Origin of the sequence: Bradyrhizobium quebecense (assembly GCF_013373795.3) — a bacterium.
Lineage (GTDB): Bacteria > Pseudomonadota > Alphaproteobacteria > Rhizobiales > Xanthobacteraceae > Bradyrhizobium > Bradyrhizobium quebecense.
The window spans coordinates 5,904,469-5,923,191 of record NZ_CP088022.1 but is presented as its reverse complement, the minus strand read 5'-3'; the positions used below and the strand labels follow the sequence as shown (position 1 = coordinate 5,923,191).

Genomic DNA, 18,723 nt, shown 5'->3' with positions numbered 1-18,723 from the left:
CCTGGCTCATGTCGCCGTTCGACTCCCTCACCCTGCCCAACGGAAGCACCGTTCCCAACCGCATCGCCAAGGCGGCGATGGAGGAGAACATGGCCGACGCCGGGCATTTCCCGTCGGCCGAGCTGCTGCGCCTCTATCAGGCCTGGGCCGACGGCGGCGCCGGTCTCATCATCACCGGCAATGTCATGATCGATCGCCGCGCCATGACCGGACCGGGTGGCGTCGTGCTGGAGGACGGCACGCCGCTTAAGGCGTTCCGGAACTGGGCGCGGATTGGCCGGGCCAGGGGCGCGCAAATCTGGTTGCAGCTCAATCATCCGGGCCGGCAGATGATGAAAAACATGGGCCAGCAGACGCTGGCGCCATCGGCGGTGCCGCTCGATCTCGGCAAGCATTCGAACCTGTTTGCGATGCCCAAAGCGATGGCCGAGCACGACATCGACGAGGTGATCGCGCGCTTCGTCACGGCCGCGAAACTCGCAGAGCAAGCCGGCTTCTCCGGCGTGCAGATCCATGCGGCGCACGGCTATCTGATCAGCCAGTTCCTGTCGCCCTTGAGCAACCGGCGCACCGACCGCTGGGGCGGCTCGCTGCAAAACCGGGCGCGTCTGTTGATCGAAACCGTCAAGGCAGTCCGTGCCGCGGTGGCGCCGGGCTTCTCGGTCGCGGTCAAATTGAACTCGGCCGATTTCCAGCGCGGCGGATTCGATGCAGCCGATGCGAAGACCGTCGTCGAGATGCTGAATGAATTGCCCGTGGATCTGGTGGAACTGTCGGGCGGCAGCTACGAGGCGCCGGCGATGCAGGGCGATGCGCGCGATGGCCGCACGCTGGCGCGCGAGGCCTATTTCCTCGACTTCGCGCGTGATATCGCCGGGGTCGCCAGGATGCCGGTCATGGTCACCGGCGGCATTCGCCGCATCGGCATCGTGCAACAGGTGCTCGATAGCGGCGTCGCTATCGCGGGTATCGCCACCGCTCTTGCGGTCAGGCCGGATTTGCCGAATGCGTGGCGCCGCGGCGAGGATCTGCGGCCAGAAGTTGCGCCCATCCGCTGGAAGAGCAAGCCGATGGCCTCGCTTGCCGCGATGGCGGTCGTGAAATTCCAGCTGCGGCGGTTGAGCCGGGGCGGCACGGCCAATCCGAACGTTTCGCCGCTGAAGGCGTTGCTTCTCGCCCAGTTGCGCACGGCGTCGCTCACCCGCAGATATCGCCGCTGGATCGCGTCATCTGCCAACGCGACGGCCGCGTCTCACGGCACGTCAGCGCCGTCGCGCGCCAATGTGCGGGCCGTCGGGATGCCTCGGTAAGCCAAACGCATGGGTGGAAAAAGACGGATCCGTGCGCATCACACATCCGCCTTTGTTCTCAGCTGCAAAACGGGTACGAAGAAGCGATTACATTTCGCGCCGCCGTCCCACCCGTTTCAAGGCTTCCGATAATCCCATGAAGATCCGCAAAGCCGTCTTTCCCGTCGCCGGTCTCGGCACCCGCGTGCTGCCCGCCACCAAGGCGATGCCGAAAGAGATGCTGACGATCGTCGACAAGCCCCTGATCCAGTACGTGGTCGACGAGGCCCGTGAGGCCGGCATCGAGCACTTCGTGTTCGTCACCGGCCGCAACAAGGGCGTCATCGAGGATCATTTCGACCGCATGTTCGAGCTCGACACCACGCTCGCGCAACGCGGCAAGAAGACCGAGCAGGACATCCTGGCGCAGAACCAGCCGGAAGCCGGCGCGATGAGCTTCACCCGGCAGCAATCGCCGCTCGGGCTCGGCCACGCGGTGTGGTGCGCGCGCGACATCGTCGGCAACGAGCCGTTCGCGGTGGTGCTGCCGGACGAGCTGGTGCTGAACACGCCGGGCTGCCTGAAGCAGATGATCGACGCCGCCAACAAGCTCGGCGACAAGTCGAACGTGATCGCGGTCGAGGCGGTGCCCGACGAGCTTACCCATCAATACGGCATCTGCGGCGTGGGAAAACGCACCGGCAACATCTTCGAGGTCGACGGCATGGTCGAGAAGCCGCCGAAGGGCACCGCGCCGTCGAACCTGTCGATCACCGGCCGCTATATCCTGCAACCGGAAATCTTCAACATCCTGGCCACGCAGGAGCGCGGCGCCGGCGGCGAGATCCAGCTCACCGACGCGATGATCGGGCTTGCCAAGACGCAGAAGTTCTACGGCGTCGAGTTCGAGGGCGAGCGCCACGATTGCGGCTCCAAGCCCGGCTTCCTCCGCGCCAACATCGCCTTCGGCCTCAAGCGCCCCGAGCTGCGCGACGGCCTGATCGCCGAGATGAAGAAGTATCTGGAGAAGTAGGGGCGCTGCCTCATCACGTCATTCGCCGCGAGACCGCGGATGTATGATTCACAGACCGCGCAACATATTCGATGTCGTCCCTGCGAAAGCAGGGACCCACACTCCGCAGCAGGCGTAGTGAATGGGACACGTCGTCCAGAATTGCTCAACAATGAACATTCGTGGTTATGTGTCCCTGCTTTCGCAGGGACGACAGCTGTAATTATGGCGCGAGGTGTGCGTCAAACACGGACGGCATCGTCTCCGCCGCACCCCGACCCAATCACGCCACCTTCCTTCGCCCCGCCCGTTTCACTGGCTCCTTCGCCCCATCCTGCTTCGGCGCGCGCAATTCACGGGCGGCGAGTGAGACCACTTCGGCGATCTGCTGCAGCTGCGCGGCGAGCGGGCTGGTTTTGCGCCAGACCATGCCGATGGTGCGCGAGGGCTGCGGGTTCTTGAAGCGCGAGACCGTCACCGGCGCGGAACGCGTCTCCACGGTCACCGCCATCTCGGGGATCAGGGTGACGCCGATGCCGGCGCCGACCATCTGCACCAATGTCGACAGCGAGCTCGCATCCAGCACCTCGCGCGGCGGCGACGACGATTGCATGTTGCAGAACGACAGCGCCTGGTCGCGGAAGCAATGGCCTTCCTCGAGCAGCAACAGCCGCATCTCGCGCAGCATCTCGGCGCTCGGCACCGGTGTCTTGGCGTCCTCGCCCGGTCGCACCAGCAGGAAATTTTCCGAAAACAGAGCGACCTCGGTCAACGACGGTTCATGCACCGGCAGCGCCACGATCGCGGTGTCGAGCCGGCCCTCGGCGACTGCCTTGATCAGCTTCGGCGTCAGCGTCTCGCGGACATGGATGTCGAGCTCGGGATGCAGCCGCGCCAACGTCTCGATCACCCGCGGCAGCAGATATGGCGCAATGGTCGGGATCATGCCGACGCGCAGCCGCCCGGCGAGCTTGTCGCGCGAGGCGCGCGCGAAGTCGCCGAGCTCGTCGACCGAGCGCAGGATGTCGCGCACGCGATGCAGCAGGTCCTCGCCGAAGGTCGTCAGGGTGACCTGCCGGGCATTGCGTTCGATCAGCACGCCGCCGACCGCTCGTTCCAACTCGCGGATCTGCATCGACAGCGCCGGCTGCGACACCGCGCAGGCATCCGCGGCGCGCCCGAAATGCCCGTGCTGCGCCAGCGCATCGAAATACCTCAGTTGCCGGAGTGTGACATTTATCATCAGATTATCTTATCGACGCGATCACTAAAGTCAATTTCACCTGATGGATTGGGGCGCGTAGAATCGTTCTTGGAAGAGCTCCAGCGCATTCCAGAATCCATCACCTCGGAGAAGAAACATGGACGCAAAAACCGACGACGGCGCGGGCAAATGCCCATTCACGGGCGGCCCCCGCGGGCACGCGAATCGCGACTGGTGGCCGGAGACGCTCGACGTTCAGGTGCTGCATCACAATTCCAACCTGTCCGATCCGATGGGCAAGGGCTTCGACTACGCCAAGGAATTCAAGTCCCTCGATCTCAACGCCGTGATCAAGGACCTCACGGCCCTGATGACGACGTCGCAGGAATGGTGGCCGGCAGACTTCGGCCATTACGGCGGCCTGATGATCCGCATGGCCTGGCACTCGGCGGGAACCTATCGCATCACCGACGGCCGCGGCGGCGCCGGTGCCGGTCAGCAGCGTTTCGCCCCGCTCAACAGCTGGCCTGACAACGCCAATCTGGACAAAGCGCGCCGGCTGCTGTGGCCGATCAAGCAGAAATACGGCCGCAAGATCTCCTGGGCCGACCTGATGGTCCTCGCCGGCAACGTCGCGCTGGAATCGATGGGCTTCAAGACGTTCGGTTTTGCCGGCGGCCGCGCCGACGTGTGGGAGCCGGAAGAACTGTACTGGGGTCCGGAAGGCACCTGGCTCGGCGACGAGCGCTACAGCGGCGAGCGTCAGCTCTCCGAGCCGCTCGGCGCGGTGCAGATGGGCCTGATCTACGTCAACCCGGAAGGCCCGAACGGCAATCCGGACCCGGTTGCAGCGGCCAAGGACATCCGCGAGACGTTCTTCCGCATGGCGATGAACGACGAGGAGACGGTTGCGCTGATCGCCGGTGGCCACACCTTCGGCAAGACCCACGGTGCGGGCGATCCGTCGCTGATCGGGCCGGAGCCGGAAGGCAGCGCGATCGAGGATCAGGGCTTGGGGTGGAAGAGCAAGTTCGGCACCGGCGTCGGCGCTGACGCGATCACCGGCGGTCCCGAGGTGACCTGGACCCAGACCCCGACCAAGTGGAGCAACCACTTCTTCGAGAACCTGTTCAAGTACGAATGGGAGCTGACGAAGAGCCCGGCCGGTGCGAAGCAGTGGAAGGCAAAGGGCGCGGACGCCGTCATTCCGGACGCGTTCGATTCGTCGAAGAAGCATGTCCCGACCATGCTGACCACCGACCTGTCGCTGCGCTACGACCCGGCCTATGAGAAGATCTCGCGCCGGTTCTACGAGCATCCGGATCAGTTCGCGGACGCCTTCGCCCGCGCCTGGTTCAAGCTCACGCATCGCGACATGGGTCCGATCCAGCGCTATCTCGGCCCGCTGGTGCCGAAGGAGACGCTGATCTGGCAGGATCCGGTGCCGGCGCTCGATCACGCCGTGATCGACGACAAGGATATCGAGGCGCTCAAGGCGAAGATCCTCGCCTCGGGTCTCTCGGTGTCCGAACTGGTGTCGACCGCCTGGGCCTCGGCCTCCACGTTCCGCGGCTCCGACAAGCGCGGCGGCGCCAACGGCGCGCGCATCCGCCTTGCTCCGCAGAAGGACTGGGATGTCAATGAGCCGGCGCAGCTCAAGGGTGTGCTGGCCAAGCTCGAAGCCATCCAGAAGGAGTTCGGCAAGAAGGTCTCGCTCGCCGATCTCATCGTGCTCGGCGGCGCGGCAGCGATCGAGAAGGCCGCGAAGGACGGCGGCACCCATGTGAAGGTCCCCTTCACGCCGGGCCGCACCGACGCGACGCAGGATCAGACCGACGTCGAATCGTTCGCTCCGCTCGAGCCGCGGGCTGACGGCTTCCGCAACTACATCAGCGGCAAGCAACAGTTCCTGCAGCCCGAGGAGGCGTTGGTCGACCGTGCGCAGCTCCTGCGGCTGACCGGACCGGAATTGACGGTCCTCGTCGGCGGCCTGCGCGTGCTCGGCGCCAATGCCAAGAAGTCGAAGCATGGTGTCTTCACCGGCAAGCCGGGGACGCTGACCAACGACTTCTTCCTCAACCTGCTCGACATGGGCACGGTGTGGAGCGATGCCGGCCAGGGCGTCTATGAAGGCCGCGACCGCAAGACCAAGGCGGTGAAGTGGACCGGCACCCGCGTCGACCTGATCTTCGGCTCGCACTCGCAGCTGCGCGCGTTCGCCGAGGTCTACGGCTCATCGGATGCCAAGGAGCAGTTCGTGAACGACTTCGTCGCGGCCTGGGCCAAGGTGATGAACGCCGATCGCTTCGATCTCGCCAAGTAAATTGGACGAGTAAGCGACCGGTACGTCACGGCAATCAGGGCAGGGCGGCGCTTCGGCGCCGCCCTGTTTCATTTGGGGGATGCAATTTGGAAGACGAAAGGCTTTCCGCAGCTTTGCTCAGTCGTGCAGCTTCATGTCCCGGATCATCTCCTCGAACTCCGCCTGCGTCGGAATCGCCGGTGGCGATTGCGCCGCGCTGCTCATCACGATGGGAGCATCGCACTGCGAGGCCCCGCGCGAAGGCTCGAGGATCGCGGTCAGGCTCGCCCAGCACACCAGGAGAGCCACGATCCAATCCAGTACATTGGATGCCGTCATTGCAGCACCAGCATCAGCATCTCCATGCGCTGATGGTGCAGCCTGTGCGACGCTTGCGCAATTCGGAAGCTACGAAACGTGACATCGGCGTAGCCGAGGGGAGCGCCGAAGGCTGGACGCTATCCGGTCCGCGCCCGCCGCCCTTCGATCGGATAGGCGGGATCGTTGAAGCCCGGTGTCGAGGGATGGCCGGCGACGACGAGGCGATCGATCAGGGCTTCGTCCTCGGCGGTGAAGCGATAGTCGAGCGCGTGGATGTAATCGTCCCACTGCGCTTCGGTGCGCGGGCCTGCGATGACCGCGCTGACGAACGACGAGTTCAGCACCCAGGACACCGCGAACTGCCCGGCGGTGATGCCGCGGCTCTCAGCGTGGCGCTTGATCTCCTGCGCGAGCTGCAGCGATTCCGGTCGCCATTCGGTCTGCATCATACGCTTGTCGTTGCGGCCGGCGCGGGTGTCGGCAGGCGGCGCGGCATCAGGTGCGTATTTGCCGGTCAGCACGCCGCGCGCCAGCGGGCTGTAGGGTACGACGCCGAGGCCGTAATAGGCGCAGGCCGGGAAATGCTCGACCTCCGGCATCCGGTTCATCGCATTGTAATAGGGCTGGCTCGCGACGGGACGGTCGATGCCGAGCCGGTCGCAGATGTTGCAGATCTCGGCGACGCGCCAGGCGCGGTAGTTGGAGACGCCGAAATAGCGCACCTTGCCGGCGCGGATCAGGTCGCCCATCGCACGCACCGTCTCGTCGAGCGGCGTCGCGTGGTCTTCCTTGTGCAGGTAGTAGACGTCGATGTAGTCGGTGCCGAGCCGCTTCAGGCTCTCGTCTGCGGCCTGGAACACCCAGCGCCGCGACAGCCCGCCATGGTTCGGATCGTCGCCGATCGGATTGGCGAGCTTGGTCGCGAGCACCCAGTTCGACCGGCTGTTCGAGATCGCGCGGCCGACGACCTCCTCGGACTTGCCACCATTATAGGCGTCGGCGCTGTCGATGAAATTGATGCCGGCCTCGCGCGCCTTCGCCACGATCCGCGACGAGGTCGCCTCGTCGGTCGGCCCGCCGAACATCATGGTGCCGAGGCAGATCGGCGAAACCTTCAGGCCGCTGCGGCCGAGCTGGCGATATTGCATCGGGCAGGCTCCCTAGCTGTCGGTCTTCAAGATCTTGAACACGCCGCTGGCCATCGCGATGCAGCGCTTGTCGACGGTCACCTCGGCCGTGATGAAGATCAGGCTGCGGGTCGAGCGCACCACGCGCGGACGCGTCGTCAGGATCTCGCCGATTTTGCCGGCCTCGACGAAATGGGTGTCGAGCTGCACCGTCGCAAGCGTCGGCTTGCCCGAGACGAAGCGCGCGGCCATGCCGCAGGCGCGGTCGGCAAAGGTCATGATCACGCCGCCCTGCACTAGGCCGCGGCGGTTGTGGTGCTTGTCCTCGGTGATCAGCGCGAGCTCGAGCGCGCCGTCCTTCAACCGCTCCCACAACGGGCCGATCAGCGTCAGGAAACCCGTGGTGTCGGCGATCTTCCAGCCGTCGGATTTGAGTTTGTCCGCGGCCTTGGCCGTCATGAGGAGGGATCCCTTGCTTGCAAATGATTGATCGCAGGAGGCATGTCGTTCCGCTCATTTCATCAAACGCTGTTGTGTTGTAGTCAAGCTCCATGGCCCGCACATTTGACGATGCCACCCGGCGGAATATCGCAGAGCTCTGCGCCGCATTCGCGCGCCTCGCGCCGGCGGATGCGGCGCCGACGCTGAAGCGCGCGGCGGTCGCGATCGCGCTGACCGAAGGTGATGACGGCAACGGTACGACCTTCCTGCTGACCCGCCGCAGCGCGCGCTTGCGCGCCCACAGCGCGCAATGGGCGCTGCCGGGTGGACGCTGCGATCCCGGCGAGACACAGCCCCGGGCCGCGCTGCGCGAACTGCACGAGGAACTCGGGCTGGCGCTGTCCGAACGCGACGTGCTCGGCATGCTCGACGACTATCCGACACGGTCCGGCTATCTGATCACGCCGGTCGTGGTCTGGGCCGGTGCGCAGGCGGCAATCACGCCGAACCCGGACGAGGTCGCGTCCGTGCATCGCATCGGTCTCGATGCGGTCGAGCTCGACGATGCATTCACCTTCGTCACGATTCCGGAGAGCTCGCGGCGCGTGATCCGCTTTCGGCTCGGTGGTCAGCAGATCCATGCGCCGACCGCCGCGCTGATCTATCAATTCCGCGAGGTGCTCGCCGGACGCAACACCCGCGTCGCCGATCTCGAGCAGCCGGTGTTCGCGTGGAAGTAGGTCGCAACGATGCGGCTATTTGTGACGGCGTCTGCGGGCGTTCATCTTCATTGCCTTGTCTTGCGCAACAGGCGGATGCGTTGCGGTCCCGGGTTCCGGCGGCGCCCGCGACACATTCTCGTAACAAGAGAACCGTGAACGGGTATCCGGAAACGATCCGCAATCCGGACGTTTGGCGCGCGCGGGTGCGGCGAGCGTCAACGCGCCAGCGGCGGCGAGCCAGAGTGCCATTCTCATCGCGATCTCCACGGTGTTTCTTCGGAGAACACCGCATTGTGGCGAAAATTCTGGACGTGATCGCGGCATCCGGCCGCTTGCGCTCCGGACATTTCCGGGCTGACTTCGTGGCGGCGCTTGCTACAACGAGGTCATGCGCCCGCAATTGATTCGCTTCGTTCCTGGATTTGTCGCGCTCGCGCTCGCCGCCGGCGCGCCGCCCGTACTGGCCGGCGAGGCCGATGCGTTGCCGCCGTCCGTCGCCAATGCGATGGCGCAGGCCTCGCCGCAGGCGATCATGGAATATCGCCGCAAGCTACAGGAATATCAGGAGGCGCGCGATGCCTTCGAGCAGGACGCCAACGCCTATTGGAGTGCGATCGCCGACAAGCGGCGTGGCCGCAACGCCAAGCGCCGCGACCGCGTGCAGATCTCGCTGGACGATTACGTGCTGCAGCAGCCGCCGGTCTATGAGGGCCCGAAGCGGCCGGTCAACCCGGCGCCGGAAGAAGAGGGCGGCAAGCCGCCGCGTCCGCCCAAAACCATCCCGGTGGTCTCGGATCTCGTCCGGGCGGCGGCCGAACAGTTCCAGTTCACGCCGCAGCGGCCGTCGAGCGAGGTCGAGTTCAAGCGCGCCTATGCCCGCTACGCGCGCGCGGCGGGGCTGACGCCGGAGCAGGCGGTGCGGGTCTATTCGTTCGAGACCGGCGGCACCGGCAATTACGACGTGCAGGCGGGCATCGAGCACGGCGGCAAGCGCGCGATCTCCACCGCGATGGGCTACAACCAGCTGCTCACCACCAACACCGTCGAGCTCCTGGCCGAGCAGGGCCATGAATTCGTACGGGATCTGACCGCGCGGGTGGCGGCGACGCAGGGGCCGGCGCGCAAGGCCATGGAGCACAAGCTCGCGGTGCTGAAGAAGATGGTCGCGTTCACGCGGACCGTACCCGACGATTGGTCGGCGCATCAGCGCCTCGCCGATACGCCGCAGGGTTGGGCGTGTCACGCCATGGTGCTCGACATCGATATCGGCCCGATGCTGCAGACCCACAAGCTGCTGACTTCGGTGATCTTCGCCCGCAACAAGGGCTACACAAGACCGCTGACCGCGGCCGAGCTCGAGATGATGAACCTGACCGGCGACGGCACCGGGCTCGACATGGTGACCATGCCGCAGGCGATGCGCGAGCAGGTGCCGACCACGAATTTCTTCCAGCGCTCCGGCTACGAACGCAATCCGGTCGCGATCCGTCACAACACTGTGGCCAAGCTGCTCGCCATCACCAACGAGCGGATGGATTTCAACAGCAACAAGCCCGGTGCCAGGGAATTGGCCGCGGCGTTCTGAGGTCTGCTGAAGACGTCAGAGCTTCGGTTCTGGTTGAATCAGAACCGAAGCTCTAGACCCTTTTCTCGACGCGTTTTCTTCACGCGTACCGGCGTCCACTTCGCTCGAAAACGCTCTAATTCGAGCCGAACATGAACTTGCCGTCGCCCTCGAGATAGGGCCCGGAGCGCATGTAGAGCTGGCCATTGTGGCCGATGAAGAACAGCGTCCCCTTCGGCACCTTCTTGGCGCCCTTCAGCAGCGTGTTGGCATTGTTGGTCCCCATCTTGTAGGCCCAGGTCTTGCCTTCCTTGTCATAGGCGTAGCCCATGTCGGTCTTCAGCTCCCAGGGCGCAGTCTCCTGCGCGAATGCGCATGTCGTCAGCGCGGCAAACGCCGCAGTCGCAACAAAGGTCTTGGTCAAAAAATGCGTCATGATCCACCTCCGGCCGAGAAAATCGGCGTCGTCCCCACGTTTCTGAACAAATCACGAACGGCATTTGCGCGTCAATACGACAATCGGCGCGACCGCTATCGTCCATCAGCGACTTTGTGATTTCCCGCATCAAGCTTGGCGACTATCTTCGCGTTACCGTTTACAAACGCTTCGATTGCCGGAAACACTACCTGGGGATGATTGGGATGAACCACGTCATGAAGATCGGTATCGGTGTCGCTCTGTCGTTCATGGCGCTGGCGTCAGTCGCGCAGGCGGACGAGTTCAAGCTCTCCAACAACCAGCGGATCTCCTGCAGCCGCGGCCTGTCGGCGGGCAAGCTCAACACGTCGACCTGCAAGTCCTACGCCTATCTGTTCAACGCCAAGACCTCCGAATACTTCCGCTGCCAGGTCTCGCTGGCGCTGACGCGGGACAACAAGGAGGTCATCAACGTGCAGGCCGACGGCGGCTGCACCAAGAAGCCGCGCATCTTCGAGACCGACGGCAATTACACGTTCGACGCCACCGAGACCGAGCCGCCGAACACCAATTCGTTCTTCGGTCCGGGCGGCTATGCGATCTGGGCCAGCGATACCAACACCCAGAAGATCCGCGGCTGCATCACCATCTCGTCCGGTCTCGGCTCCGACATCTCGAAATGCCTCGACATGACGTTTCAGTGACGGCTGTGCGGGCCGCGTGATGCGCAAGCTGCGCCCGGCCCCGCTGTGCCGCTCCTGGCTGTTTCTCGAAGGCGCCAACGAGGCGATCCTGCAGAGCGCGGCCGCCAGCGGCGCCGATGTGCTGATCCACGAGCTCGAGGACTTTACCCCGCCGCCGCTGCGCCCGAGGGCGCGGGCGCTGGCGGCCGAGCTCTACGCGGCCTGGCGTGACCAGGGCGCGGTGGTCGCGGTCCGCGTCAATCCGTTGGACCAGGACGGCATGGACGATCTTGCCGCCGTGATGCGCGGCCATCCTGACATCGTCGCGCTGCCGAAAGTCGCCGAGCCGCATCATGTCGCGAGACTCGACGAGGCGGTGACGCGGTTCGAGCGCGACTATGGCATCGCCGAGGGATCGACGTCGCTGTTGCCGAACGTCGAGTTCGCGCGCGGCCTGGTGCAGACCGGCGCGATCGCTGCGGCGAGCCGGCGCACCATCGGTTGCCTGATGGCCTCCGAAGACCTCGCCGCCGATCTCGGCGCCGAGCGCGGCAGCGATGGCCTGGAGCTCGCTTACGTGCGGCAGCGCTTCATCGTCGAATGTCGCGCCGCCAATGTCGTCGCGGTCGACTGTCCCTACACCTGGAGCGACGTCGCCGGCGTCGAACGCGACACGATCTGGGCGCGACGGCTGGGCTACACCGCAAAGAGCCTGGTCGATCCTGCGCATGCCGCCATCGTCAACGGCGTCCTCACGCCGAGCGATGATGAGTTGCAGCAGGCGGCCAGGATCGTCACGGCATTCGAAGCGGCGCGGGCACAGGGCCTTGGGCGCGTCGAGCTTGACGGCTCGCTGCTGGAAGTCCCGACCTATTCCAACGCAAAGCGCCTGATCGCGCGCGGCGAGGCGCTGCGCGCGATCGATCACAACGCTCGAGCCTGACCGGAGGCCATGCCTCAGGATGCCGGCTGTTTCTCCGAGAAGTGCATGCGCGAGCGGGCGAACTTCTTGACGCCCATCGGCTTGCCGAACAGGTAGCCCTGGACCTGATCGAAGTCCATCTCGTGCGCGGCAAGAAAGTCCGCGCGCGTCTCGACCCCCTGCGCAATAACCTGCGCGCCCGCGTCGTGTGCGAGCTCGACGATACGCCGGCATACCGTCTGCTTCAGGCGCTGATCCGCGCAACCGGTGACGTATTGATGATCGACCTTCAGTTGGACGAACGGAAAGTTCGGCAATCCCAGCAGGGATGGCCAGTTCGCGCCGACATTGTCGATCGAGATGCCGATATTGTGCAGGCGAACGCGCCGGGCGACATCGATCGCCAAATCGAGATTGTCGACCACCTCGGCGCTGTCGATCTCGATCAGCAGGCCGGCGAAGGCGGCATGATCCGGAATCCGGTAGCAAAGCTCGCGCACCGCGTGATCGTCGGCGAGAAACGAGATCGGCAGGTTGATCGAGAGATCGACCGGTCCGATCTGTTCGAGGAGATAGCGCCAGTCTTCGATCGCGCGCTCGATCACGAACTCGGACAGCGCATGAAAATGCGGGTCGCTTTCGTCGGGGATGAAGTAGGCAGGCGGCACGACGCCCCATGCGGGATGGCGCATCCGGATCAGCGCCTCGGCGCCGCTCGGAACCAATGTCCGGAGATGAATTTTCTGCTGATACCACAGCTCAAGCCAGCCGGCCTTCAGCGCTTCGGGCACATCCACTGCCGGGCTCGGTGCGGGCTCGAGCGGCATCAATGACGCAAGACTGTCACGAAGGGTTCCGGCGCTGAACGGGGTGGAGAGGGCCGGCAGCATGGCGATGCCGTACTCATCGCCGATCTGCCGGACCGCTTTTACGATGATGGAGTCCGGCTGGCCGATGACGAGGACCTTGCCGCCGTAGTCCTTTCTCACCAAAGTCTCGAGAATTTTACTGACTTCGATGCCGTCCACGGACACGCCGAGCACCAGAAGATCGGGCCGTTCCGCGTCCAGCACGGTGTCGAGTTCCAAAGCCTGGCCACATTCACTGGTGATGAAGCCGAGGTCTTCCAGCGCCTCCGCGAGGAAGGTCCGAAGGTGTTTTTTGCTGTCCGCGATGCATGCGCGTGGGGTCAGCTTGCGATGTCCGAACCAGCCGGCTCGCGTTTGTCCGATGTGACTGATGTGGTTCATGCCCCGCCTTATCCGTAATTACCCCGGTCTGACTCGTACATCCATGAGCGGCGGCAATCATGGAAATTTCTGGTTCATACATTGATTGGTTCGCTAACCTTAAAAGATTCAATTCGACTCAAATGATCCCGGAATTGCCGCGTCTTGCCGCGGTTACATGCGCAACAAATGCGTCATCTGGCATTCATGAGAGTAATCGTGTCTGACTTTGCACCGCACCGGAAACATTGTGCGCGTGTGTCATCGCGAGACGACGTTAATGACTGTGGTATCGGGTCGATGCCGAAGCGGAATTGCACCATTGTCGGACATCAAATCGAGTTGCCGCCGAGCACCAACCGCGAATCAGATCATCCGTTCTGTGATGCCAATGCAGTCGTGCGTGATGTCGTCGTTGGCGCTCGCAATGTCTCCGGCATCAACGCGCAGTAGCCGATCAGCCCGGCACAAGCGACGGCCGCAAGGAACAGAAAGGCGGAGCTGTAGCCGGCGTGGACGATGATGAACCCGGCGACCGCCGTGCTCAGCGCGCCGCCGATGCCGGTTGCGGTGGCGATCGCGCCCTGGCTGACGTTGAAATGTCCTGTACCGTGCGTGAGATCGGCGACGACGAGCGGGAACAGCGCGCCGAAGATTCCAGCGCCGATGCCGTCGAGCAATTGCACCGATACCAGCCAGTACGGGTTGTCCGACAACGGATAGAGCGCGCCGCGAACAGCCAGCACCGCGAGCGCCACAGCAAAGATCGGCTTGCGGCCCCAGACGTCGGCCTTGCGCCCGACCAGCATCGCAACCGGCACCATCACCAGCTGCGCCGCGATGATGCAGACCGACATCAGCGATGTCCCGAGGTTGCGGTTGACCAGTGCGAGCTTCTGTCCGACCAGCGGCAGCATCGCGGCATTGGCAAAATGAAAGATCACGGTCGCGGCCGCGAAGATCAGCAGCGGCTTGCAGGTCAGCAGCACGCGAAAGCCGGATGGCCGGTCATGCAGCGTGCCGTGCTCCTCCGCGATATCGTCGAGCCCGCGCGCGACCTGATGATCGATCGCCGCGGGTGGGATCGAGAGCGTCGCGGCGACGCTGGCGAGCGCCATTGCCGCGAGCAACCAGAATACGACGACGGGACCGAACCAGTAGGCGGTGCCGCCGGCGATCGCCGCGGCCACCGCGTTGCCGGCATGATTGAAGGCCTCGTTGCGGCCGGTCCTCGCCGCGAACGCCTTGGGTCCGACAATGCCGAGCGTCACCGCGGCGATCGCCGGCGCGAACACCGAGCCCGAGGCGGCCGCAAGCGCCTGGGTCGCGGCGACCAGCGCGAACCGGTCGAGCAGCGGCAGCAGCAGGCAGGCGGCGGTCACGGCGAGCGCGGCAGCGATCATTAACGCGCGCTTGGCGCGGCTGCGGTCGATCAGGGCGCCGGCCGGCGTCTGGGCGACGATCCCGGCGATCGCCGCGATCGACATCACCGACCCGATCGAGGCCTCGTCCCACCTCCGTTCGGTCAGAAGGTAGATCGCCAGATAAGGGCCGAGCCCGTCCCGCACGTCGGCGAGGAAGAAGTTCAACGCATCAAGCGCGCGCTCAACGGGCGTCCCGGACGGCTGCAAGTGATACCTCGCGGCGAGATTGCGCATCTCAACCCGGCGGCGCGCGCAGAGTTCCCGTGGGGTAAAGTGGCGCTGCTATCAGGGATTTCGGCCCTGCATGCGTCATTTGGATGGGTTGACCCGGCAGTGGCGTGCGGCCAATTTCCGGCCCGGCTTAGGGGAGAATAATACTCATGAATTCAAGGTTGATGGCCGCCGCGATCGTGGCCGCCAGTGTTTTGTCCGCGCCTGTCGCACAGGCCCAGCAGTTCATTAACGTGCTCACCGGCGGCACCTCGGGCGTCTACTATCCGCTCGGCGTCGCGATCGGGAAGATTTACGGCGACAAGATCCCTGATGTGAAGACCCAGGTGCAGGCGACAAAGGCCTCGGTGGAGAACCTGGTGCTGCTGCAGCAGGGCCGCGGCGAGATCGCCTTCACGCTCGGCGATTCGCTGAAGGCCGCCTGGGAAGGCGACGCCGAGGCCGGCTTCAAGAACAAGCTCGACAAGCTGCGCACCATCGGCGCGATCTATCCGAATTACATCCAGATCGTCGCCACCGCCGAAAGCGGCATCAAGACGCTCGCCGATCTCAAGGGCAAGAGCCTGTCGGTTGGCGCGCCGAAGTCCGGCACCGAGCTCAACTCGCGCGCGATCCTCGCGGCCGCCGGCATGAGCTACAAGGATCTCGGCAAGGTCGAGTATCTGCCGTTCGCCGAATCGGTCGACCTGATGAAGAACCGCCAGCTCAACGCCACGCTGCAATCCGCCGGCCTCGGCGTCGCCTCGCTGAAGGACCTCTCGACCTCCAGCGACATCACCGTGGTCGCCGTGCCGAAGGAGGCCGTCGACAAGATCGGCCCGCCCTTCGTCTCCGTGATCATTCCGGCCAACACCTATACCGGCCAGGACAAGGATGTGCCGACCGCGGCGGTCGTGAACTATCTCGTCACCTCGAGCGCGGTGTCGGACGATCTGGCCTATCAGATGACCAAGCTGGTCTACGAATCGCTGCCGGAACTCGCCAATGCCCACGCCGCGGGCAAGGAGATCAAGCTCGCGGCCGCGGCGACCGGCAGCCCGGTGCCGCTGCATCCCGGCGCGATCCGCTATTACAAGGAAAAGGGTCTGATCAAGTAAGGCTCGAAAGACAAATTCGCCGTCATGCCCGGGGCGAAAGCGCGAAGCGCGTCTTCGCGCAGATGTCCTGGGTATCCACGTTCTTGGGCAACGGTCGCTCAAAGACGTGGATGGCCGGGACAAGCCCGGCCATGACGTATTGGGCGGCGGCCCAATGCTATAAGCGTCGCGGGCACGGCGGGGGACTAATCATATGCAGCAGCAGGTTGCGGGCGAGCAGCCCATCAAGGTTGAATTCGACAATTTCGAACATGGTTTTCCGGAAGGTTTCGGTCCGGGCGCCTGGGGCCATCTGGCCTACGCCATCGGTCTCGCCTTTGCGGTGTTCCAGCTCTATGTCGCAGCCTTCAATTATTTGCCGAGCCAGGTGGTACGCGGCGTCCATGTCGGTTTCCTGATCCTCTTGACCTTCGGCCTGATCGGCAATTTCACCGCCAGGACCGATTTCGGCCGCGCGGTGAGCTGGATCGTCGGTGCCGCCGGTTTCCTCTGCGGGCTCTATCAGTGGATCTTCTATGCTGACCTGATCGCCCGTGACGGCGATCCGACCAACATGGACCTTGCGGTCGGCACGCTGCTCGCGATCCTGATCTTCGAGGGCACGCGGCGGCTGATGGGAGCGGCGCTGCCGCTGATGTGCGGCGCCTGTCTGCTCTACTGGTTCTTCGGACAATATCTGCCGTCGCCGTTCAATCATCGCGGCTATGACTTCGACCAGATCGTCACCCATCTCTCGTTCGGCACCGAAGGCTTCTACGGCGTGCCGATCTATGTCTCGGCCACCTACATCTTCCTGTTCATCCTGTTCGGCTCATTCCTCGAGCGTGCCGGCATGATCCAGTTGTTCACCGACGTCTCGCTCGGCCTGTTCGGCCGCACCCGTGGCGGGCCGGCCAAGGTCGCGGTGTTCGCCTCGGGCATGATGGGTACGATTTCCGGCTCCGGCGTCGCCAACGTCGTGACCGTGGGCCAGTTCACGATTCCCTTGATGATCAAGTTCGGCTATCGCCGCGCGTTCGCCGCCGGCGTCGAGGCCACCGCCTCGATGGGCGGCCAGATCATGCCGCCGGTGATGGGCGCGGTCGCCTTCATCATGGCCGAGACGCTTGGCGTTCCCTATTCGGAGATCGTCAAGTCAGCCGTGATTCCGGCGATCCTGTATTTCGCCTCAGCGTTCTGGATGGTGCACCTGGAAGCCGGCAAGCATGGCCTTGTCGGCATGAAGCGCTCGGAGATCCCGAGCGCCTGGAAGGCGCTGGTCGCCCGCTGGTATCTCGTCTTGCCGCTCGCGGCGCTGGTCTACATGCTGTTCGAGGGCTTCACGCCGCTCTATGCCGGCAGCATGGGGCTTGCGTTGACGGTCGCGCTGATCCTCGGCGCCAGCATCACGCTCGGCTTCTCCAACACCGTCGTGCGCTACATCTTCTGGATCGGCCTTGCGCTGGTGGTTGCCGCGGTCTCGCGCCACGGGCTCGAGATCGTCCCGGTCGCCAGCGTCGTCGCAGGATTGATCGTGATTGCGGCGATCACCCGTGGAGGTCGCGCAACGCTCCGAGCCTGCCGTGACTCGCTTGCCGACAGCGCCAAGTCGGCGCTGACCGTCGGCATGGCCTGCGCCATCGTCGGCACCATCATCGGCATGATGACGCAGACCGGCGTCGGCACCATCTTCGGCAGCTGGATCATCGGGCTCGGCGCCAAGAGCCTGTTCCTGGCGCTGATCATGACGATGCTGCTGTCGATCCTGCTCGGCACCGGCATCCCGACGATCCCGACCTACATCATCACCGCGGCGCTCGCCGCGCCTGCGCTCGCCAAGCTCGGCGTGCCGCTGATCGCAAGCCACATGTTTGCGTTCTACTACGGCATCATGGCCGACCTCTCGCCGCCGGTCGCGCTCGCGGCGCTGGCGGCGGCGCCGATCGCCAAGGAGAATCCGGACAAGATCGGCTGGGAAGCGATGCGGATCGCGCTTGCCGGCTACGTCATCCCCTTCATCTTCGTCTACTCGCCGGCACTGATGCTGCAAGGCAATGATCCGATGGCCGCCCAGCTCGGGTTCTACGGCGCGGTGGCGCTGGCGACCTTCAAGGCGCTGGTGGCGATCGCCCTGTTCGGCATCGTCGCGATCGGCTTCCTGTTCACGCGGCTGACCTTCATCGAGATCCTGGTCGCCTTCGGCGCAGCACTCTGCCTGCTCGGCGATTTCCAGTTCTCGGACACGGCGGGCTTCACGCTCGCGGCTGCTGTCGTGCTGTGGCAATGGCGGCAGCGCCCGCGCAACGCGGTGGCGGCGGTTTGAGCCTCTGCCTTGCATCCGCGGGTGTCGTGAAGACACTGTCGATCGCAGCCTTCACGCTCGCCTGGACGCATTCGATCGAGAAGACCGCCTGGCAGGAAGACTGGCAAATCACGCCGGCCGGACTGACGCTGCAGCAGGCGCGCATCAAGGGCACTGGCGCCGGAATGGAGCCGCCGCCGGAAGCGCGCCTCACTGACGGCTGGTTTCAATGGTCGCCGCCGCCTGTGCCAAGGGCGGAGGTCGTGCTCGGCAATTCCGGCGCGGCGGGCGAATGGCACCTGTGCCACGCGGGAAGCTGCCAGACGCTATCGGAGATCTTCGGCCATCCGATCGGTGCTAATGTTACAACGATGAGTGTTTGCGAGGATCCGTAGCTCCGTAGCCCGGATGGAGCGCCAGCGTAATCCGGGGCCAGTGTTCCCGGATTGCGCTTCG

At 64.6% G+C, this 18,723-nt stretch carries 17 protein-coding genes; 10 read left to right on the top strand and 7 right to left on the bottom strand.

All coding sequences use genetic code 11. From position 1 onward, the window contains the following. The first annotated feature begins 8 nt into the window (after positions 1–8). Positions 9–1,310: an NADH:flavin oxidoreductase/NADH oxidase family protein gene (locus HU230_RS28570; protein WP_176528932.1), complete on the top strand. Its 1,302-nt coding sequence runs from the start codon at positions 9–11 to the stop codon at positions 1,308–1,310. 136 nt (positions 1,311–1,446) lie between these two features. Continuing rightward, positions 1,447–2,322: a UTP--glucose-1-phosphate uridylyltransferase GalU gene (gene galU, locus HU230_RS28565; protein WP_092118845.1), complete on the top strand. Its 876-nt coding sequence runs from the start codon at positions 1,447–1,449 to the stop codon at positions 2,320–2,322. A 262-nt stretch (positions 2,323–2,584) separates the two neighbouring features. Here the strand turns inward: galU and HU230_RS28560 are convergent, their stop codons facing one another. Continuing rightward, the gene (locus HU230_RS28560) at positions 2,585–3,544 is read right to left on the bottom strand and encodes a LysR substrate-binding domain-containing protein (protein WP_176528933.1); all 960 of its coding nucleotides are present in this window, start codon (positions 3,542–3,544) and stop codon (positions 2,585–2,587) included. A 118-nt stretch (positions 3,545–3,662) separates the two neighbouring features. Between HU230_RS28560 and katG the strand changes: the two genes are divergently transcribed. Next, on the top strand, positions 3,663–5,828 hold the full coding sequence (gene katG, locus HU230_RS28555; RefSeq protein ID WP_176528934.1) for a catalase/peroxidase HPI: 2,166 nt from the start codon (positions 3,663–3,665) through the stop codon (positions 5,826–5,828). 117 nt (positions 5,829–5,945) lie between these two features. Here katG and HU230_RS28550 read toward each other — a convergent pair whose 3' ends face one another. The 3 genes from HU230_RS28550 to HU230_RS28540 form a co-directional block, all read right to left on the bottom strand. Then, a complete protein-coding gene (locus HU230_RS28550) occupies positions 5,946–6,146 on the bottom strand; it encodes a hypothetical protein (protein ID WP_176528935.1) in 201 nt (66 codons plus the stop codon). A 119-nt stretch (positions 6,147–6,265) separates the two neighbouring features. Continuing rightward, on the bottom strand, positions 6,266–7,276 hold the full coding sequence (locus HU230_RS28545; RefSeq protein WP_176528936.1) for an aldo/keto reductase: 1,011 nt from the start codon (positions 7,274–7,276) through the stop codon (positions 6,266–6,268). 12 nt (positions 7,277–7,288) lie between these two features. Next, positions 7,289–7,714: a PaaI family thioesterase gene (locus tag HU230_RS28540; protein WP_176528937.1), complete on the bottom strand. Its 426-nt coding sequence runs from the start codon at positions 7,712–7,714 to the stop codon at positions 7,289–7,291. 92 nt (positions 7,715–7,806) lie between these two features. Between HU230_RS28540 and HU230_RS28535 the strand changes: the two genes are divergently transcribed. Both HU230_RS28535 and HU230_RS28530 read left to right on the top strand, forming a co-directional pair. Then, positions 7,807–8,436, top strand: coding sequence for an NUDIX hydrolase (locus HU230_RS28535; RefSeq protein WP_176528938.1), 630 nt, complete (start codon positions 7,807–7,809; stop codon positions 8,434–8,436). 370 nt (positions 8,437–8,806) lie between these two features. Beyond that, positions 8,807–10,003, top strand: a complete 1,197-nt coding sequence (locus HU230_RS28530) for a hypothetical protein (protein ID WP_176528939.1) — start codon at positions 8,807–8,809, stop codon at positions 10,001–10,003. 115 nt (positions 10,004–10,118) lie between these two features. Here the strand turns inward: HU230_RS28530 and HU230_RS28525 are convergent, their stop codons facing one another. Further along, a complete protein-coding gene (locus HU230_RS28525; RefSeq protein ID WP_176528940.1) occupies positions 10,119–10,418 on the bottom strand; it encodes a hypothetical protein in 300 nt (99 codons plus the stop codon). A 206-nt stretch (positions 10,419–10,624) separates the two neighbouring features. Between HU230_RS28525 and HU230_RS28520 the strand changes: the two genes are divergently transcribed. After that, positions 10,625–11,104, top strand: a complete 480-nt coding sequence (locus HU230_RS28520; protein WP_092126210.1) for a hypothetical protein — start codon at positions 10,625–10,627, stop codon at positions 11,102–11,104. A 19-nt stretch (positions 11,105–11,123) separates the two neighbouring features. Then, positions 11,124–12,026 (top strand): HpcH/HpaI aldolase/citrate lyase family protein, encoded by a 903-nt coding sequence (locus HU230_RS28515; RefSeq protein WP_210284167.1) that lies wholly within the window; start codon positions 11,124–11,126, stop codon positions 12,024–12,026. Positions 12,027–12,040: 14 nt separating this feature from the next. Here HU230_RS28515 and HU230_RS28510 read toward each other — a convergent pair whose 3' ends face one another. Together HU230_RS28510 and HU230_RS28505 are read right to left on the bottom strand one after the other, a co-directional pair. After that, positions 12,041–13,255 (bottom strand): EAL domain-containing response regulator, encoded by a 1,215-nt coding sequence (locus HU230_RS28510; RefSeq protein WP_176528942.1) that lies wholly within the window; start codon positions 13,253–13,255, stop codon positions 12,041–12,043. Between the two features lie 350 nt (positions 13,256–13,605). Beyond that, positions 13,606–14,892 (bottom strand): MFS transporter, encoded by a 1,287-nt coding sequence (locus HU230_RS28505; protein WP_176528943.1) that lies wholly within the window; start codon positions 14,890–14,892, stop codon positions 13,606–13,608. Between the two features lie 146 nt (positions 14,893–15,038). Here HU230_RS28505 and HU230_RS28500 point away from each other — a divergent pair, with 146 nt between their 5' ends. The 3 genes from HU230_RS28500 (at position 15,039) to HU230_RS28490 (ending at position 18,662) form a co-directional block, all read left to right on the top strand. After that, positions 15,039–15,986: a TAXI family TRAP transporter solute-binding subunit gene (locus HU230_RS28500; protein WP_176528944.1), complete on the top strand. Its 948-nt coding sequence runs from the start codon at positions 15,039–15,041 to the stop codon at positions 15,984–15,986. A gap of 193 nt (positions 15,987–16,179) precedes the next feature. Further along, positions 16,180–18,288 (top strand): TRAP transporter permease, encoded by a 2,109-nt coding sequence (locus HU230_RS28495; RefSeq protein WP_176528945.1) that lies wholly within the window; start codon positions 16,180–16,182, stop codon positions 18,286–18,288. Then, on the top strand, positions 18,249–18,662 hold the full coding sequence (locus HU230_RS28490; RefSeq protein WP_176528946.1) for a DUF1850 domain-containing protein: 414 nt from the start codon (positions 18,249–18,251) through the stop codon (positions 18,660–18,662). The genes HU230_RS28495 and HU230_RS28490 overlap by 40 nt, the downstream gene beginning before the upstream one ends. Positions 18,663–18,723 lie beyond the last annotated feature (61 nt).

Coding starts and splice junctions, on each gene's coding strand:
- HU230_RS28520 (WP_092126210.1), top strand. CDS start 10,625: ATGAACCACGTCATGAAGATCGGTATCGGTGTCGCTCTGTCGTTCATG.
- HU230_RS28500 (WP_176528944.1), top strand. CDS start 15,039: ATGAATTCAAGGTTGATGGCCGCCGCGATCGTGGCCGCCAGTGTTTTG.
- HU230_RS28560 (WP_176528933.1), bottom strand. CDS start 3,544: ATGATAAATGTCACACTCCGGCAACTGAGGTATTTCGATGCGCTGGCG.
- HU230_RS28505 (WP_176528943.1), bottom strand. CDS start 14,892: ATGCGCAATCTCGCCGCGAGGTATCACTTGCAGCCGTCCGGGACGCCC.
- HU230_RS28515 (WP_210284167.1), top strand. CDS start 11,124: ATGCGCAAGCTGCGCCCGGCCCCGCTGTGCCGCTCCTGGCTGTTTCTC.
- HU230_RS28490 (WP_176528946.1), top strand. CDS start 18,249: ATGGCGGCAGCGCCCGCGCAACGCGGTGGCGGCGGTTTGAGCCTCTGC.
- HU230_RS28550 (WP_176528935.1), bottom strand. CDS start 6,146: ATGACGGCATCCAATGTACTGGATTGGATCGTGGCTCTCCTGGTGTGC.
- HU230_RS28545 (WP_176528936.1), bottom strand. CDS start 7,276: ATGCAATATCGCCAGCTCGGCCGCAGCGGCCTGAAGGTTTCGCCGATC.
- galU (WP_092118845.1), top strand. CDS start 1,447: ATGAAGATCCGCAAAGCCGTCTTTCCCGTCGCCGGTCTCGGCACCCGC.
- HU230_RS28540 (WP_176528937.1), bottom strand. CDS start 7,714: ATGACGGCCAAGGCCGCGGACAAACTCAAATCCGACGGCTGGAAGATC.
- HU230_RS28510 (WP_176528942.1), bottom strand. CDS start 13,255: ATGAACCACATCAGTCACATCGGACAAACGCGAGCCGGCTGGTTCGGA.
- HU230_RS28530 (WP_176528939.1), top strand. CDS start 8,807: ATGCGCCCGCAATTGATTCGCTTCGTTCCTGGATTTGTCGCGCTCGCG.
- HU230_RS28495 (WP_176528945.1), top strand. CDS start 16,180: ATGCAGCAGCAGGTTGCGGGCGAGCAGCCCATCAAGGTTGAATTCGAC.
- HU230_RS28570 (WP_176528932.1), top strand. CDS start 9: ATGTCGCCGTTCGACTCCCTCACCCTGCCCAACGGAAGCACCGTTCCC.
- HU230_RS28525 (WP_176528940.1), bottom strand. CDS start 10,418: ATGACGCATTTTTTGACCAAGACCTTTGTTGCGACTGCGGCGTTTGCC.
- katG (WP_176528934.1), top strand. CDS start 3,663: ATGGACGCAAAAACCGACGACGGCGCGGGCAAATGCCCATTCACGGGC.
- HU230_RS28535 (WP_176528938.1), top strand. CDS start 7,807: ATGGCCCGCACATTTGACGATGCCACCCGGCGGAATATCGCAGAGCTC.